Below are 17,710 nucleotides of genomic sequence, written 5' to 3' on the forward strand. Positions count from 1 at the left end.
CTATAAAAGGAGGAGTATCAATTGAATAACAGACGTTACGTTATTGGAAGTTTACTCCTGACGCTTATACTGGTTCTTGCCGCATGCTCCGGCTATTCGGCAGAGTCTCCCGCCAAGTCTCCGGAGCCCGCGCCGGTTACGCTCAGGCTGCTCACTTGGGCGGATGACCGTTACCTGCAGCTGTACGAGATGTTCCATAAGAAATATCCCTGGATTACGATTGAGCCGGTTAAGGTGGAAGCGAACGAGAAGGACATTATGGCGAAAATCAAAGAGCTGCAGAAGGCCGGGACACCTGCCGACCTGGCCTGGATTGACGGAGATCTGCTCGCCTATGAGGAAAAAGGGCTGTTGGAAAATTTGAAGCCTTATATGGACAAGGACTCCTCCTTCCAGGATAAAGTGCTCCCGGACGGTTACTTCGATACGATGAATTTCCGCGGGCGCAGACTAGCCGTGCCGTTCGTGGATGTGCCGATGTGGATTGTCGTTAACAAGGATTTACTGGCCAAGCACGGGGTGGAAATGCCGCCAAACAGCTGGACGTTTGATGACTTCCGATCCATTGCGAAGCAGGTAACCGACCCCGCGCAGGGCGAATACGGACTTACGACAAGCAATGAATTCGTCATGCGCCTGCTCCCGCTTAAGGCGGCGGCTGACGGCCATGCGGCCAATCTGGCTTATTTGGACGAGAGCATGACCCAAAGCCTGCTTAACACGCCGGCCGTTCTGGATGATGTGCGCTGGCTGAGCGGCTTTGTGACGGAAGACGGCTCCATGCTCTCGTGGTCCAAGGCCAAGGAGCAGCATGATGTCGCGCGCAATTTCATGAATGGCAAGACAGCCTTTGAAGTCGGAGGCGACTGGCTGCTGCCGCGGTTGAAGAAGGATGCAAAGTTTAACTGGGATATCCTTCCGTTTCCGCGCGGGAAGCTGAATCAATATTCTTTCCACATTTACGGACCGCTGGCTCTGCTCAGCGGATCGGAGCATAAGGATGAAGCTTACAAATGGATCAGCTTCCAGTTCGAGCTGGAAGCGCAGAAGTGGAAGATCGACGAGGGCGCCAATGCTTCCGTCATAGATCCGGAGCTGACCGATTATATCGACGCAGCTCCAATCTGGCAGGGCCGCAATATCGAAGCGGTCAAGATGACCAAAGACAACGGCCTTGTCCTTCCGGGAGCAACGATCCCCGGTTTCTCCGAATACAACTGGGTCAACATGATCAACGAGATCGTGTTCAACGGTTACGATATCGAGCATTTGATCCCGGAGACGACAAGCTGGAATAAGAAGACGCTGCAGCTTCGCGAGCAGTGGAAGCGGCAGACGGCTAAATAAAGAAATGAAGCCATCCATTTTAAATGGATGGCTTTTTGTTTGTTCTCCGCACAACTATACCCAAGGATAGTAACTGATCTTCATATCACTTCTTTTCAGCGGGGGGACTCCCTCCTATAATGAAAACAGGTTTTGCTTTGCCTATAGTAAAGACCGGGCAGAATCGAATTCCATATGAAGAGGTGCAGTCTTGCAGTTGGTCAAACGAATCCTAACATTAGCGATTCCGTCTATCGCCACATTTTCCTCCATGACTTTTACCGGATTGCTGGTGCTTATGATCGTCGGAAATCTGGGAGCGGCATCCATTGCGGTTGTCGGTATTACGAACATTATCATTTATAATCTATGGGCTTTATTCTCCGGCGTGCAAGGAGCGATTAACTTTCTCGTTGCCCAGAACTATGGCTCCGGCAATATCCGGCAGGGAAACCAACGGATGCAGATTGCGCTTTTAATTACGGCCGTACAGGGAGTGACCCTGCTCATAGGCAGCTTCCTGCTTCCTTACGGTATTCTCTATCTTATGGGCTCGAATGAAACCATCCTTACCCTTGGCTCTCCTTATTTGCTGGTGAGAATGATTGCGCTGATCTTTACGATGTTTAATACCGTATTTTTTGCTTATATGCGGGCGGTTGGGGATACGCGTACGCCAATGACCCTCTCGCTCATTAATAGCGCATTGGTCGTTACCTTAACTTATGTCCTTGCCTATGGAAAGTTCGGTTTTCCGGAGCTGGGGCTTCAAGGAGCGGCTTGGAGCATGGTGGCTGCCGAAGCGGTGACCTTCCTGCTTGGATTGTTGGTCTATTACAGTTTCATGAGCGGCATGTACGCAACGCGAAGCTGGGTACGCATCGAGGTTCAACAGGTGCGCCTATTGTTGTTCGAGAGCGTTAAGCTAGGCATTACGGAACTGTCCAACAGCGTTGGAATGCTTGTGTTTACCGCATGTATTACAAGGCTTGGCACAACCGCTATTGCCGCCAATGAGATTGCGCTTAACATCTTGTCCTTCGGGTTTATGCCTTCGAATGGCTTCGGCGCTGCGGCTACGATCGGGATTGGCCAGGAAGTGGGGAAGGGCAACGGGGCTTTTGCCCGAAGATTCGGGATTGTGACGGTTTATCTAGGCCTTATCTTTATGGCGTTGATCTCGGTCGTCTTCTTCCTGTTCGCCTTGCCGATCGCCAAGCTGTATACCTCGGAGAGGGAAGTGTACGAAACGGCGATTGCGCTTATCCATCTAACCGCTTGCGTCCAGCTGTTCACAGGGGCAAACATTATTTTCGGCGGCGGACTTCGAGGCATAGGGGACACCACGTTTTTGTCCCGGACGGCACTTATCTTGAACTGGCTGTTATTCATCCCGCTAACGATTTTGTTAACCAGAGTGCTAGATTGGGGGCAAACCGGCGCTTGGTCCGCGCTATGCCTGCTCATCGTGCTTTCGGCGGTTGCGAACGGATGGCGCTACTTGACGATTAACTGGTCGCAAGTGAAAGTGAAGACAGGCAAAGTACCGGTAACCTCATCGGCAGGACATATGTGAAAAAGAGAAGACGTCCATTACGGACGTCTTTGTTTTTTTTCTACGAGGATCTTTCTAGTGGCTGTTGACAAGGTTTTGTATTTAGAAACTATGAACTTTTGGCTAGTCCATAAGCCTTAATAGCTAGATTACTCTGCCATATATTGTGATATACTGTAGAAAAATAGAGCTCTCTGCGGCTTTAGAGAGGATAGCATGACTATGAAGATACTACTTAGAAGAGTTTATGCTGCGTTTCGGTTTCTTCTGCCAGAAATGCAACTCATTCAATTGGTTAAAGAGAAAGGTTTTTTTGCCCCTAAAGAGCCTTCATTTCCAAAGCGAAAAAAAGAAAGCTCACAGCAGTTTTCTCATGAATATCAGCAACGCAGTTCCAGATTGAATCACAGAGGAGCAGCGGCAAACTTAAATCCTTCGTTTGGAACCGGCAATAACTCCGCAACAGCGAATAGTTATTCTGCAGCTACTCCAAATGCAGAAACATTCGAGCTAAGTATTAATGAAATCGAAAAGATTTTCCAATCCATAGAGTCGGAAATCAACAGCAAGGTATACGGCCAAGAATCACTGATCACGGAGTTGATCGCCGCTTATAAGCAAGGATACATTAATGAACGGAAAGGACAAGCCCGAAATGTGATTCTATTGGCGGGAAATGCAGGCACAGGCAAAAAGACGGTACTCGACCAGTTGGTTAGTGCCATGCATCCGCACAGGCTGAGTCTTAGGCAGCAAGCGGTGGAAATCGATCTAAGCAGGTATGAAGAGGAAGAAATCTCGGGTAATTTCATTACCGATATGTCCAGTGCTTTTGCGGATGGGGAAGGTACAGTTATATTCCGTGGATTCAATGAGGCAAATGCTTCTATTCTTAACTTAGTTGCACAGCTTGCATCTGAAGGGAGTTTTCGCATCAAAGAAGGGGTGCGTATTAACGCAGCGAATTTTTTTCTGGTCTTTTATATGGATTATCCAATCACTAAACGCGAGAATGGCAGTCAGATTCCGTCCGATATAGCCGCACAAATACCTGTATCCGTTTTGCGCAGCATCAGGACTGCCGTTATTTCTCTGCCTCTAGATCATCAGTCTCTAGAGCGAATTACGGAATCTCTAATTAATAAAGCCATAGAGAAATTATCGGAGCAAGCAGAAGTATCGGTTTCCGTTTCTTCTTCTGTAATTGATGCATTAGCTGAAATGGCTACGATGAACAAAACGTTTGGCGAGGCAGTTCAATATTGGATAGATAATGAGCTCATGCCAGTGGTGGCGGGCTTGCGTGCTAGAAATGAGATTCGCAGGAAAGACAAAGTCAAAATTAAGTTTGAGAATGGTGTATTCTCGGTAGAAACTCGTCAAATTGAGGTTCCGATCAAGGTGCAGTCATTTGACCGCACGGAATCCGTTGATGAGGTTCTGCAAGAGCTTCAACAGTTAACCGGTTTGGAGTCGGTAAAGGAATTCGTAGAGGAATTGCTGGAGACTGTGCAAGTCAACCGGCTTAGGTCACGGGAAGGCCATAACACTGTAGCCATGGCGCTTCATATGGTTTTCACCGGTAATCCGGGAACGGGCAAAACGACTGTCGCTCGCTTGGTTGCGCGTATTCTAAAAGCCATGGGCTTATTGTCCCACGGTCAGTTGGTAGAGGTTGCAAGACAGGATCTTGTGGGTCAATACCTGGGTTCAACCGCTCCTAAGACAATGGCCAAGATAAATGAAGCAATAGGCGGTGTTCTATTTATTGACGAAGCCTATACACTGGCACGTAACGATAGCGATTCATTTGGCCTTGAAGCTATTGATACAATCGTAAAAGCGATGGAGGATCATCGTGATAATCTCGTTGTTGTCATTGCGGGCTATACGCAAGAAATGGAAACTTTCTTGCGGGCAAACCCTGGGTTGAGGTCAAGATTTCCTTATATCGTTGAATTCCCGGATTATACGCCGAATGATATGCTGGATATTCTCCTTCGCATAGCTAAGTCGAACGGCTTCGAGATTGACCAGAACGCAAATGAGGGCTTATTGGAGTTATTCGGGCAAAAACAAATTCCCGGCCGCAACGATAGCGGCAATGGCCGCATGGTCCGCAATCTTTTCGAAGAGGCCGTTCGCAAACAGTCTACCCGAATAAGCAAAACGGGCGAAGCGAATTTACAGCTTCTTATCGGGGAAGATTTTGGAATTGGCGAGAAAGAAGTATTTAATATTGAGAATGAACTCGCAGCTATTGTTGGCATGGAAAAGGTCAAAGCGTTCATCCGGGCGTTGGAGAAACAGTTGGTTGTTGACCGCAGACGCAAAGAAGCGGGCATACACGTTGATACGGGGCAAACGATTAATATGATTTTTTCCGGTAATCCGGGTACAGGCAAGACAACTATGGCCAGATTACTCGCCCGCATGCTCCAATCAATGGGGTATTTGAAAAAAGGTCATCTTGTCGAGGTTGATCGTTCAGATTTAGTAGCGGAGTATGTGGGCCAAACGGCAAACAAGACCAAGATTGTGGTAGAATCCGCGCTTGGTGGCGTTTTGTTTATTGACGAAGCTTATGCCCTAGCGCAAGACGGCGTACAAGGCGGGGGCTTTGGGAAGGAAGCCATCGATACTCTAGTTCGTTTGATTGAACTGCACAAGGATAATCTTGTCGTAATATTAGCGGGATATACAGAAGATATGCAAGCTTTCGTTCGAGTTAATCCCGGGATGTCCTCTCGTTTTCCGCTGCAAATTGAATTTCCCGATTATACAGCCGACGAGATGGAGCGTATCGCATCCTTAATGATAAAATCCAGGGGCTTTGTCATGGATTCAAACGTGAGTCAGTTACTTCGCGATTATTACGAAAGGAAGCAAATTCCGGGCAAAAAAGACGGAGGCAATGGCCGCTTGGTCCGCAATACTTTGGAAGCGGCAATTCGTCAACAGGCAGAGCGGCTTGCGGAGCATCCGGAAATTGCGCGGGAGAAGCTTAATGAGCTTCTAGTGGAAGATTTCGGTATTGTGGACGAAGCAAATCCAGCAGGCAATACAACGAATGCTCTTAACACTTTAGATGAAGTGGTAGGACTGGCAACGGTTAAAGATTTTGTGCGCAGCATGTCCGCACAAATCGAGGTAGCCAAGCGCAGACAAGAGCTTGGGCTTCAGAAGGCGTCTGCTCAGACGCTGCACATGGTATTCAAAGGGAATCCGGGTACAGGCAAGACAACGATTGCTCGCATATTGGCGCGCCGATTAAGAGAATTGGGAGTTATTAAGACAGACACACTTATTGAGACCGATCGCTCGGGATTAGTCGCCGGCTACGTTGGCCAGACAGCCCTTAAGACGAAAGAGGTCATCGAAAGCGCGCTTGGCGGTGTGCTTTTTGTAGATGAAGCATATGCATTGGCGGAGGGGGATCAGTTCGGGAAGGAAGCCATTGATACGCTTGTGAAGGCGATGGATGATTATCGGGACAGGCTATTAGTTATATTAGCCGGTTACGATCAAGACATGGAGAGATTTCTCGACCAGAATGCCGGACTGCGATCCCGTTTTCCGAATATTATTACGTTCCCGGACTATTCATTAGACGAACTCGTTCAAATTTCTCATAACTTGATTAGTTCACAAGGCTACGTCATGCAAGGGGAAGCTGAGAGCAAGCTGCGTGGCATCCTGGAGAAATATAAGGGGAATCAAAGCGCCGGAAACGGACGTTTGGTACGGAATTTAGTTGAGAAGGCGATAAGAAGTCATGCGATGAGACTAAGCGCCAAGGTTGATGCGACAGCTGAGGAATTATCTACAATTACAGCTAAAGACTTTGTAGAGTAGGAGGGCGAAAATAAATTGAAATGGTTGATAGCGATATTGTACCACCCTTTAATGATTTTAATGATTCCAATTACCCTGTTAATGCCTATTATGGTTTTTAGTGATGCAGTATCCATTATAGAAAATGAAGTACCGGCTTCAACTATAGCTTTTACTATTATTGGTTTTTCAGCATTTCTGGTCTATATAGCAACACGAAGCCAATTTTTCGGGAAACCGTACCGTAAAATTACAATACTGTTACCACTTTTGCACATGTGTATTTACACTTGCGCAGCTATAAATACAGGTATTGTGATCTTAAATAAATGGGCGGATGAAGCACTTTTTTCAAAAGCAGGGGCAGTTACTCTGGCATTGATTGCTTTTATTGTAACCCGGCTATTGATGTCATTACTGTATTGGAAGTATCCGATGATCCAAAGAGTCCCAAAGGAAGAGACTTAGTCTATATATGGGGGGAATTTCATGGCATTTAATAAAGGTAATAGACAGAACCAAAGGAATAATCAATCTAATATTCGACCACTCGATTCGCAATGGTACCTGAAACACGAGAATCAAGAGTTAAATTCTAATGCTGAACCTGAATCGGAAATCTCAGTACCAGTTGTACAGAAACCTAAATGGATTAAGAAGCATCAATTTTGGATAGGAATCACTGCAATTGTGACTATCGCAATTGGAATATTTATAGGAGGTATGAAAAATTACTCAATGAAAGATGTAGTTTCCAATGGTATAGGTAAGGGGATACCCGCAGGTACAACATTGATTTCTGCGGATGCTGACGCAGATTTGGTACCGAGAGATTATGATATTGAGATGAAAAAAGGTAAAAACTCAAGTCGAGTACTCATTTGGGATTTTGCAGCTGAAGATGGTGATGTCGTGACGGTAAAAGTGAATGATGTTGTTATTGCAGCTAATATCCAAATCATGCATAAACCGGTACCGTTGGAAATCACTCTACCAAGCAAGGTCGAGATTGTGGGAGATAAAGATGGTGGAGGCGGCATTACCTACGGCATCAAGTTCCCCGGTGCAGCAAATAATAGCTCCTATTTTAACGCAGCGCCTGAAGGAACGGCCAACACGTATAATCTGACTATTCCTTAAAGTTAGTCATTTCACTGATTCTATATTTTACAGCGAGCAACAACACCCATACAAACAAAGCCGTCCATTTCGGACGGCTTTTTGCTTTGATTAAGGTATTGATACCGCCCATTTAGGAGAAGGGACATACCCTCTCCCCCACAAAAGGCGTATCTAATCTCTAATCAATACAAAAATCGTCCCTAGTTCGGCTTTGTTTAATCCCAAACTAGAAAGGATAAGATTCACTCATGGTTTTCGATTTCCCTCAAATCTACAATAAAACTATCACAAGAGAGAAGGGAAAACGCTATGAAAAATGGAGTCATTCGGGAATTGTTTAAAAATCGCACCTTACTGCTTATGTTCCTCCCTGTAGCGGTACTCCTATTTTTGTTCAACTACCTGCCGCTGGCCGGACTTGTAATCGCCTTCAAAGATTTCGACTTTACAAAAGGCATCTTCGGCAGCGACTGGATGGATCCGCTATTCGATAACTTTGATTACCTGTTCTCCTCGGACACGGCGTTCCGGGCCGTGAGAAACACGATTCTGCTGAATGCGCTGTTTATCACCGTTGGCCTCATTTTCGAAGTCGGATTCGCGCTTCTGCTGAACGAGGTCAGGAACAAATATTTCAAACGGGTATCGCAATCCCTGACGTTCCTGCCGTTCTTTATCTCCTGGATCGTCGTTGGCGTATTCGCCTACAACCTGCTCGACTTCGAGAGCGGTGCGATTAACCACTTCCTTATAACCATTGGCCTCCAGCCAATCGACTTCTACAGTGAAGCAGGCTTATGGCCGCTGATTCTAACCATTGCAATCAGGTGGAAGGCAACGGGTTACGGCACGATCATCTACCTGGCCGCTCTGACTTCCGTGGATAACTCTTATTATGAAGCGGCTTCGATCGACGGAGCGACAAGATGGCAGCAAATCCGTTACATCAGTCTTCCGATGCTGCGTCCAACGGTTATCATACTAACGCTGCTCGCCGTGGGAAGAATTATGAATGCGGACTTCGGGATGTTTTACGCGATGGTTGGCGATGCTTCCCTGCTGTTCCCGACGACAGACGTTATCGATACGTTCGTGTACCGCAGCTTGCGTAAATCCGGCGACATCGGCATGGCATCCGCGGCAGGCTTCCTGCAGTCCATGATCGCATTTGTCCTGGTTATCGCGAGCAACTACGCGGCACGCAAAATCGATAAAGATTCAGCTATCTTCTAGGAACGGAGGAAACTCAATATGCCCGCAAAAAGGTTCTCAATCTCGCAATCTCTGATTATTCTCGTCATTTCCTTGTTCAGCTTGTCCTGCCTATTCCCGTTCATCATGGTTATATCGGGCTCGCTAAGCACAGAGAAGGACATTATGGATTTCGGCTATACGGTGTGGCCGCATCACATTACGCTTGACTCTTACAAAATCTTGCTCCTCGGTTCCAACCGAATTATCGATGCTTACGGCATCAGCATTCTCGTAACCGTTGCCGGTACCATTCTATCGGTGTTTGTCACCAGTATGGGCGCCTATGTAATGGCGAGGAGGTCGTTCAAGTACCGGAATATTTTATCCGTCTACGTCATCATTACGATGCTGTTCAACGGCGGTCTGGTACCTTGGTATATCATCTGCGTTCATTATCTGAATTTGAAGGACACGCTTTGGGCATTGATTCTGCCGATGCTCGCCAACGCGTTTAATATGTTCCTAATCCGCAACTTCATGAATTCGATTCCGGAAGAGATTAACGAGTCGGCGAAAATGGACGGAGCGGGGGAATTCAAAATTTTCTACCGCCTGATCATGCCGCTTTCGCTGCCCGTACTCGCCACTGTAGGATTGTTCGTCGCCTTGAGCTACTGGAACGACTGGTTCCTCGGCCTCATGTTCGTCGACAAGCAGGAGCTTCAGCCCCTGCAGCTGCTGCTAAGAACATTGGTATCCAACGTTGAGTTTCTTAAGAGCTCGAGCAACGCTTCGGCGATGCAGCGCATATCGGCGCAAATTCCGTCGGAATCGATCAAGATGGCGCTTACGGTCGTTACGATCGGTCCAATCGTTTTCCTGTATCCGTTCCTGCAGCGTTATTTCGTCAAAGGACTTATGGTAGGCGCAGTAAAAGGATGACTATATCGGCTAACGCCGTGTAGTATATAAATCACAAGCATAAGGGAGAGGTCAGGATGAAGAAGAAGGTCCGCATTATGTCGTTAGCTCTCGCTACTACGATGTCGCTCAGCTTAATGCTGTCGGCATGCAGCAGCTCCAATAACGGCAACGGCAACACGCCAAGCGATAGCAGCAGCGGCGGGAACACTCCTAAAGAAAGCACGGCAGCCGAAAGCACGGAGCCGGAAAAAGAAGTGACGCTGAAGTTCTACTTCGGCGGCGATAAAAAAGCGGCTACGGACGAAGTATGGTCCAAAGTCAGCGAGTACGTGAAAGAAAAAGGACTTAACGTTAAATTCGATATCAACTTTATTCCGTTTGGCGACTTCAAGGATAAAATGCTCGTTATGGCCGCTTCCGGCGATAAATGGGATATGAACTTTGACGGCGATTGGCTGTCCTACAAGCAAATGGCGGCAAAAGGCTCTTACATGACGCTGAACGATCTGCTGCCCGAGTATGCGCCTAACCTTTACAAGAAATACCAGGAGCAAGGCACACTTGGCGCCGCTACTGTTAACGGCAATATCGTAGGCCTGCCATGGACGATGAAGATGAATGAACGTAAGTTCATCGCCTGGCGTTCCGATTTGACTGAAAAAGCGGGAATCGATGTTCCGGAAGGTTCGATTAAGACGATTGAGGATCTTGACAAATTGCTCCGCCAGATGAAGGAAGCTTATCCGAACGAAAGGATTAACCGCACAACCCCGTTGTCCATGTATATGGTCCGTGATGAGTGGGTGGACCTGAACTTCCATGGCCTTGGCTTCTACTTGAACGATCCAGCCGTAAAGGTTCAGCCGGTCGAGCAACAGCCATTTTATATGGAAGCATCCAAGCTGGTCAAAACATGGTATGACGACAACCTGATTAACCGTGATGCCATGATCGACAAAACGGATGGAGCAGCCGAGTGGAGAAACGGTAAAATGCTCGTGACGCTTACTTCCCATGAATGGGTTAACGCGAATCCAGGCTTCTCCGATCCGACGTACAAACTGTCATCTTCCGTGCTTTATCCGGATAAAAAGTTCGTGAACCGAACAGCGCTCGCTAACGTTGTTGCTATTAACCGCAACTCCAAAAACGCGGATCGCGTGCTCCGCTTCCTCGACATGATGGAAACGGACAAAACGCTTTACGATCTTGTTCAATACGGTATCGAAGGCAAGACTTACGTTCTGAACGGAGATACGGCCGAATATCCGGAAGGCATGGATACAACAACAAGCAACTACATGGAGTGGGGCGGCCAATGGGCGTTCTGGAAGCCGCAATTCATGCGTCCAACGATGACTTACGGACCGGACTTCTGGGTGAACGAAGCGAAATTCGCAAGCGAGCCTAACAACGTTAACTCGCCAATCGACGGTCTGTTCCTCGCGGAAGACACGATGAAAAACGAGTTGGCAAAACGCGATGCGGCAAGCGACGAGCTGAGCCGGCCAATTGAATTCGGCGTAGTGAAGGATGTTGACAAAGCAGTTAACGACTACATCGAAGCGCAAAAGAAAAACGGTCTGGATACCATTATCGCTGAGACCCAAAAACAGATCGACGCATTTCTTGCCAACAAGAAGTAATCCAGCAGCAATCTACTAACATATCGCACAGACAAACAAGAGAAGCCGGCCTGATGACACCTATGGGGGGCTTCTCTTTTTCTTGGACTTGTAAGCGGATACAATTCACAAATACATCTGCAAACTGGAGGTTTGATTGTGATTACGAACCGAAATTGGACAAAAGCACGTGCCGGAATGGCGAAAATGCTTGTCATGCTGATTATTTTTTCTTCCGTTGGTTTTATGGGACTGCCGAGTGCTTATGCCGCGGACGATGCTTCCGATACAGCGTCGGTTACGCTAGGTGAGACCCCTGTGGAAAGCGGGATCTCCGGCAGAGCCGGCGATAACGGCGACGGGCTTCTAACAGGAACGGAAGCAGGTACTCCCTACTGGCAGACGAATAAAGCAGAAGGTACCACTTATCTCTATATGAACGTAAGCGACGATTATTTATTCGACAGCGCGGATTACGATGTGGATGTAACCCTCCGCTACTTCGATGAAGGAAACGGAAGCTTCCTGCTGCAATACGATGCACAGTCGGCTGCGTTCAAGGACAGCGCGAAGTTTACGTACACGGATACAAAGACATGGAAGGACTATACCTTTAATTTAAGCGATGCCAAATTCGCCAACCGCACGAACGGTTCCGACTTCCGAATCGCCATTGAAGGCGGAGGGATTAACGGCGAACAGAATCCGGACCTGAAGCTAGCAAGCGTAACGGTCAAAAAGACGCTTAAGGAAACGGCTGCTCCGGAAGCCAGCATAACGCTTGGCGCAACCCCGGTATCGCATGGCATTACAGCCCATCCTGGCGATGGCGCCGCGGACAATCTTTTGACTGGCGAGATCGGCGGCAAGACGTACTGGAAAACGAACCAGACGATCAGCCCAACCGACCATGGCGCCAATATTCTTTATTTCTACTTTGACGTTTCGGACAGTTATTTGTTCGACAACGAGGACCAGGATGTTTTCGTAACGGTCGAGTATTACGACAGCGGCAGCGGCAGCATGAAGCTGCAGTACGATGCGCAGTCGGCAGCCTTTAAGGATGCGCCTGAATTTACTTATACGAACACGAATACGTGGAAAAAACATACGTTTAAGCTTGGCGATGCCAAGTTCGCAAACGGCACGAACGGCGGCGACTTCCGCCTTCACGTATCCGGGCCGGGGGCGATTGGCGCCAATCCGGATCTCTATATCGCTTCGGTATCGGTAAAAACCCAGCCGCAGCAAAATGTTTCGACGGAGACAAAGGTGTACGACACGGTTTATCCGACGGATGACGTTGTCATCGCCGATATGAGCGTGAAGGACTTCGGCGCGGCCGGCGACGGCGTGAAGGATGATACCAAAGCGTTCCAGGACGCGCTTGCCGCAGCGGGCAACCGCGGGGGCGGCGTTGTTTTTGCGCCGGCGGGCACGTATAAGCTGACTAGTCATCTGATCGTTCCGACAGGGGTAACGCTGCGAGGCGATTGGATTAGTCCCGATTCAGCAGGCGGCGAAGTAAAAGGAACGATCCTGGCTGTCTATGCCGATAAAGGCATCGAGAACGGTCCAAGCTTCCTGCAGCTGGCGCCGGTGAGCGGCGTGACGAACTTGTCCGTCTGGTATCCGGAGCAGTCGCTGAATGCCCCGGTTGCTTATCCTTGGACGTTCGAGCAGTTATCGGGCGACAGCATGACGGTCAAGAATGTGACGCTTGTCAATTCTTACAACGGCATTAAGATTGGTCCTAGCTGGAACGAATTACATTACGTACGGAATCTGTACGGTACGGTGCTGAAAACGGGCATTTTCCTCGACTTCACGACCGATATCGGAAGACTGGAGCATATCCGTCTGGCATCCTCGTATTGGGCGGGCTCCGGCTTGGCAGGCTCGCCGCAGCAGGCAGAGCTGAAAGCCTATACGACCGGTAACACCGAAGGGATTGTCATGGGCCGCTCGGACTGGGAGTATATGTCCGATATTGATCTGGCCGATTTCAAGAACGGCATGCGGATTACGACAAGAACGGGTAGCCTGGAGACGGCTAACGCCCAGCTCTACAAAATCAATGTTCATGACAGCAACGTGGCGCTGAAGGTTGAAGGCGTGAACGATTTTGGACTTTTAATCTCGGACAGCAGCTTTAAAGCCAACGTAGGCGTTGACCCGAAAGCGGTCTATGCAACCGAAGGCTTCCACTCCATCGTTCAGTTCAACCAAGTAACGTTTGGCGGTACGCCTCATCATGCGGTTGTGAATGAAGGCAGCGGCGTATTGTCGTTCGAGAACAGCACGTTTGAGAACTGGGATGATCAGAACGGCGGTTACGCGATTGCCGCGAAGGGCGGTTCGCTTATTCTAGGTCAGTCGGCTTTCTCCAAGACTGCCAAGCATGTGCTCTTGGAAGACAGCGTAGCGACGGTTAACTCGGTGAACTCCGGACATAACGGCAGTCTGGCGGTAACCGATAACAGCGATGCGGCAGAGGTTAACGTTCATCAGGATGCGAAATACGTGCTGGAGCAGCAGCCAGCCGTTGCGGCGCTTGATCTGGCGAACCGTCCGAAACCGGCCAACAACAGCTTGTTTGATATTACGGCCGCCCCTTACGAGGCGGACAGCACCGGCGAGACGGATGTATCCGCGAAAATCCAACAGGCGCTTGACGATGCCGATGCGGCAGGCGGCGGTACGGTTTATTTGCCGGCGGGTATTTACCGCGTCAATAATCCGCTTACGGTTCCTAGCGGCGTAGAGCTACGCGGTTCATGGGATGTTCCGCATCATACGATTGGCGGCGGTACGGCGATTTTCACCAATTACGGGGAAAACAACGCTGACGGCGCTGCGTTTATCTCGCTTGAACAGGATGCGGGCCTCCGAGGCTTATCCGTTTATTACGACCAGCAGAGCTGGACGAACGTGAAACCTTACGCTTGGACCGTTCAAGGCAAAGGCAGCGGCGTTTACCTGATTGATACAACTCTTATCAACCCTTACATGGGAGTCGATTTTGGCACTTACGATACGAGCGGTCATTACATTGATTACGTTGCCGGCTCTCCTCTGATGGAAGGCATTTTCCTCGGCGGCGGCGCTGACGGCGGTTTGATGCGCAACGTTCAGTTCAACCCGCATTATTACGGGCGCAACAATTTCCCTAACCATCCTTCCACGGATCAGGACTTTGATGCGGTATGGAGCTACCAGAAGGAAAATCTGGATGCGTTCCGGATTGGCGACGTGAAGAACGAGACGATCTTTAATACGTTCGTATACGGTTCGAAATACGGGATTCATTTTGAAGAGCAGAATGGGGTTGGACCTGAAGCGGTTGTCATCGGCCACGGTACGGATGGCAGCAAGAAGGGCGCCGTGCTTGATGCGGCGGGAGAAGCGGGTCTGAAGCTGATTAATACCGAGCTGGTGTCGATGAGCTCCTCGGACAAAGTATACGTGGTTGTTGGCGAGGATTTTGATTCCAAGGCCGTATTCTTCAACTCTTCGATGTGGGGAGATACGACACGTTCCTTTGATATTTTCGGAGGAGATGTCCGCATTCAGCAAAGCAACTTTACGAGAGTCGGACAGCGCGGCATTAACGCGCTTGGCGGCGACATTACGCTTTACGATTCCTACTTCCAGCAGCCAAACACGAATCATGTATATGCCGGTCCTGACATTGAAAAGCTGATTATCGCAAACAACCTGTTTAAAGGCGGTTTGCAGCTCATTAATGAAGCGGGAACAAAGGTGACGGGCTCGAACCTGGTTCCGGTTGCGCTTGATCTAGTGAAGGGAGAGTTCGACGAGAGCAACCCGGCTAACGCGAATTTTGCCCTGAAGCTGACCAATATGACCGAATCCGATCCGCTTGCCGGCAAAATTGAAGTTATTGCGCCGGATAGCTACAAGGACAAATTTGTGCCTGTTCGTTTCAACGGTATCGTGCTTGGAGAGAGCGTACTCGTTAAGCTTCCTTATTTGCCCGCGGATACGCTGAAGTACAAAGTAACGCTGGATAATGGCTATTCCTATGTGACGCAGGTGAAGACCGCTCAGTCGTTTGCGACTCGCAAGGACGACAACAGCCAGGTTCAGCCTACTATCGATATTTCAAGCTCCACCAATTACTCGAGTCTAGGCGGCATTTGGGGCGGCAAGGACGACCTGAGCGCGCAGGCGAATGTACATTGGGATAACGATAATCTCTATGTGACGGTCCGCGCAACGGACAATACGCATTACCAGACCTGGACGAACGGCGATATTTGGCAGGGCGACAGCTTGCAGCTTGGCATTGATTTATCGAGAAAGGACGGCTCTGCCAGCCAAAACGTAAATGAGCTTGGTTTTGCCCTTACGAACAGCGGCACGGTCTCCAAGTGGAGATGGCGTGCGCCGGCAGGTGTAGCTGGCGGAGCATTTAACGATGCGGATGCGGTTATTACGCGGGATGAGGCGACTCATCAGACTGTCTATGACATTACCATTCCGCTCTCCGCCTTGCATGGTGCTGGTTATACGTTCTCGCAGGAGGATCCGCTTGGTCTGACGATTTTGCTCAATGAACATGACGGCGCCGGCCGTTCGGGCTTTATCGAATATAACCAGGGGATTGGAACAAGCAAGGACGCTACGCAATTTGGCGATTTGTACCTGCTCAGCTCGGATTACGAAAGTCTGCTCGAGCAATCGGCGGAAGCAGCGGTAGCAGCGGCTGAGCAGCATAAGGATGTAACAAGCATTGATGCGGCAACCAACTTTGTCAGCCTGCTTCCGCAAGGAACGGTAAAATCCGGACTGTCGGCAAGATTGTCGGCGCTTGGCGGAACAACAAATCCAGGTAACGGGCCGGGTTCCGGCTCGGGTTCCGGTTCTGGGCAAACGGATCAGCCGAAGGTGACGGTTGGCGCGAATGGCGCGGTTCAGGTGGAAGGCAAGGGAACGCTTGATGCCGGTTCGAAACATGCAAAACTTTCGCTGACCGCTGCGTTGCTGGATCAAGCGTTCTCGAAAGCAGCGGCTGGTCAGGACGGCAAGAAGAAGGTTACCGTGGTGCTTCCTAGCGTAGCTGGAGCTAATGGCTACTCCTTGGAGCTTCCTTCAAGCTACGTGAACCAGCAATCGCCGGATAAGCAAATCGAACTGGTAACCCCGACAGGGACTATACTGCTCTCGAGCGATATGCTGAAGCCGGATGCGGGTAAGCTTGGTCAGACGGTAACCATCAGCATTGGCAGCGCGAATACCAGCGGTTGGAGCGAAGAGCTGAAGAAGAAGCTTGGCGACCGTCCGGTTGTGGATTTGTCGATCCAGTCTGCCGGTCAAACGATTGACTGGCATAACAGCCAGTCGCCGGTGACGGTATCCCTTCCGTATACCCCTTCGGCTGCCGAGAAAGCCGATGCCAAAAAGTTGACCGTCTGGTACATCGACGGAAGCGGCAAGCCGTTCCCGGTACCTAGCGGACAGTATAAGGAAGCTGCCGGAAGCATCGTATTTACGACAAAGCACTTCAGTCAGTATGCGGTTGCTTTCGTGCAAAAATCGTTCAGCGATCTGAACGGCTACGCATGGGCGAAAGAAGCAATCGAGGTGCTTGCGGCGAAGGGAATCACTAACGGCGTATCCGATGCGTCTTACGCTCCTGGCGCATCGATTAAGCGGGCCGATTTCGTGAAGCTTCTCGTCGATACGTTTGGTTTTACGACGGACACTCCGGGCGGCTTTGCCGACGTGAGCTCGAACCGTTATTATGCCAATGCGGTAGGCACGGCCAAGGCTCTTGGCATTACGAACGGTGCCGGCGGCAACCGCTTTAATCCGGAAGCTCCGATTACGAGAGAAGAAGCGGCAACGTTTATCGAGCGTGCTCTTACTGTTGCGAAAGCCGGTCTTCCAGCCGGCTCCGAGGATGTGCTTGCAGGGTTTGCGGATGCCGATGATATTTCGGCTTACGCGAAGAGCAGCATAAGCTCGCTTGTAAAGGCGGGACTCTTGCAGGGTCATGACGGACTGCTGGAGCCAAAAGGCCGGTTGACGCGGGCGGAAGCAGCCGTATTGTTCTACCGGATTTACAATAAATAATTTAGGATGAGGGGAGCCGGATTCCGTGCAG

9 protein-coding genes are annotated in these 17,710 nt (G+C 49.5%); all 9 read left to right on the forward strand.

The genetic code is table 11. From position 1 onward, the window contains the following. Window positions 1-21: 21 nt before the first annotated feature. Complete coding sequence (locus ACR9FF_RS06110; RefSeq protein WP_435169698.1) at window positions 22-1,347, forward strand: ABC transporter substrate-binding protein; 1,326 nt, start codon at window positions 22-24, stop codon at window positions 1,345-1,347. Between the two features lie 190 nt (window positions 1,348-1,537). Beyond that, complete coding sequence (locus ACR9FF_RS06115) at window positions 1,538-2,902, forward strand: MATE family efflux transporter (RefSeq protein WP_435169700.1); 1,365 nt, start codon at window positions 1,538-1,540, stop codon at window positions 2,900-2,902. Window positions 2,903-3,103: 201 nt separating this feature from the next. After that, on the forward strand, window positions 3,104-6,736 hold the full coding sequence (locus tag ACR9FF_RS06120; protein ID WP_435169702.1) for an AAA family ATPase: 3,633 nt from the start codon (window positions 3,104-3,106) through the stop codon (window positions 6,734-6,736). A 15-nt stretch (window positions 6,737-6,751) separates the two neighbouring features. Next, complete coding sequence (locus ACR9FF_RS06125) at window positions 6,752-7,183, forward strand: hypothetical protein (protein ID WP_435169704.1); 432 nt, start codon at window positions 6,752-6,754, stop codon at window positions 7,181-7,183. 21 nt (window positions 7,184-7,204) lie between these two features. Next, window positions 7,205-7,855, forward strand: a complete 651-nt coding sequence (locus tag ACR9FF_RS06130) for a hypothetical protein (RefSeq protein WP_435169706.1) — start codon at window positions 7,205-7,207, stop codon at window positions 7,853-7,855. A gap of 291 nt (window positions 7,856-8,146) precedes the next feature. Next, window positions 8,147-9,070, forward strand: a complete 924-nt coding sequence (locus ACR9FF_RS06135) for an ABC transporter permease (protein ID WP_435169708.1) — start codon at window positions 8,147-8,149, stop codon at window positions 9,068-9,070. Window positions 9,071-9,088: 18 nt separating this feature from the next. Continuing rightward, the gene (locus ACR9FF_RS06140) at window positions 9,089-9,973 is read left to right on the forward strand and encodes a carbohydrate ABC transporter permease (protein WP_435169710.1); all 885 of its coding nucleotides are present in this window, start codon (window positions 9,089-9,091) and stop codon (window positions 9,971-9,973) included. Between the two features lie 56 nt (window positions 9,974-10,029). Further along, window positions 10,030-11,601, forward strand: a complete 1,572-nt coding sequence (locus tag ACR9FF_RS06145; protein WP_435169712.1) for an extracellular solute-binding protein — start codon at window positions 10,030-10,032, stop codon at window positions 11,599-11,601. A 138-nt stretch (window positions 11,602-11,739) separates the two neighbouring features. Next, the gene (locus ACR9FF_RS06150; RefSeq protein WP_435169714.1) at window positions 11,740-17,679 is read left to right on the forward strand and encodes an S-layer homology domain-containing protein; all 5,940 of its coding nucleotides are present in this window, start codon (window positions 11,740-11,742) and stop codon (window positions 17,677-17,679) included. Window positions 17,680-17,710 lie beyond the last annotated feature (31 nt).

The sequence above is a fragment of the Paenibacillus glycanilyticus genome (assembly GCF_051200795.1).
GTDB lineage: Bacteria > Bacillota > Bacilli > Paenibacillales > Paenibacillaceae > Pristimantibacillus > Pristimantibacillus glycanilyticus.

Bases quoted from the DNA above. Each gene is read 5' to 3' on its own strand.
- ACR9FF_RS06120 (WP_435169702.1), top strand. From the start codon at position 3,104: ATGAAGATACTACTTAGAAGAGTTTATGCTGCGTTTCGGTTTCTTCTG.
- ACR9FF_RS06130 (WP_435169706.1), top strand. From the start codon at position 7,205: ATGGCATTTAATAAAGGTAATAGACAGAACCAAAGGAATAATCAATCT.
- ACR9FF_RS06135 (WP_435169708.1), top strand. From the start codon at position 8,147: ATGAAAAATGGAGTCATTCGGGAATTGTTTAAAAATCGCACCTTACTG.
- ACR9FF_RS06140 (WP_435169710.1), top strand. From the start codon at position 9,089: ATGCCCGCAAAAAGGTTCTCAATCTCGCAATCTCTGATTATTCTCGTC.
- ACR9FF_RS06145 (WP_435169712.1), top strand. From the start codon at position 10,030: ATGAAGAAGAAGGTCCGCATTATGTCGTTAGCTCTCGCTACTACGATG.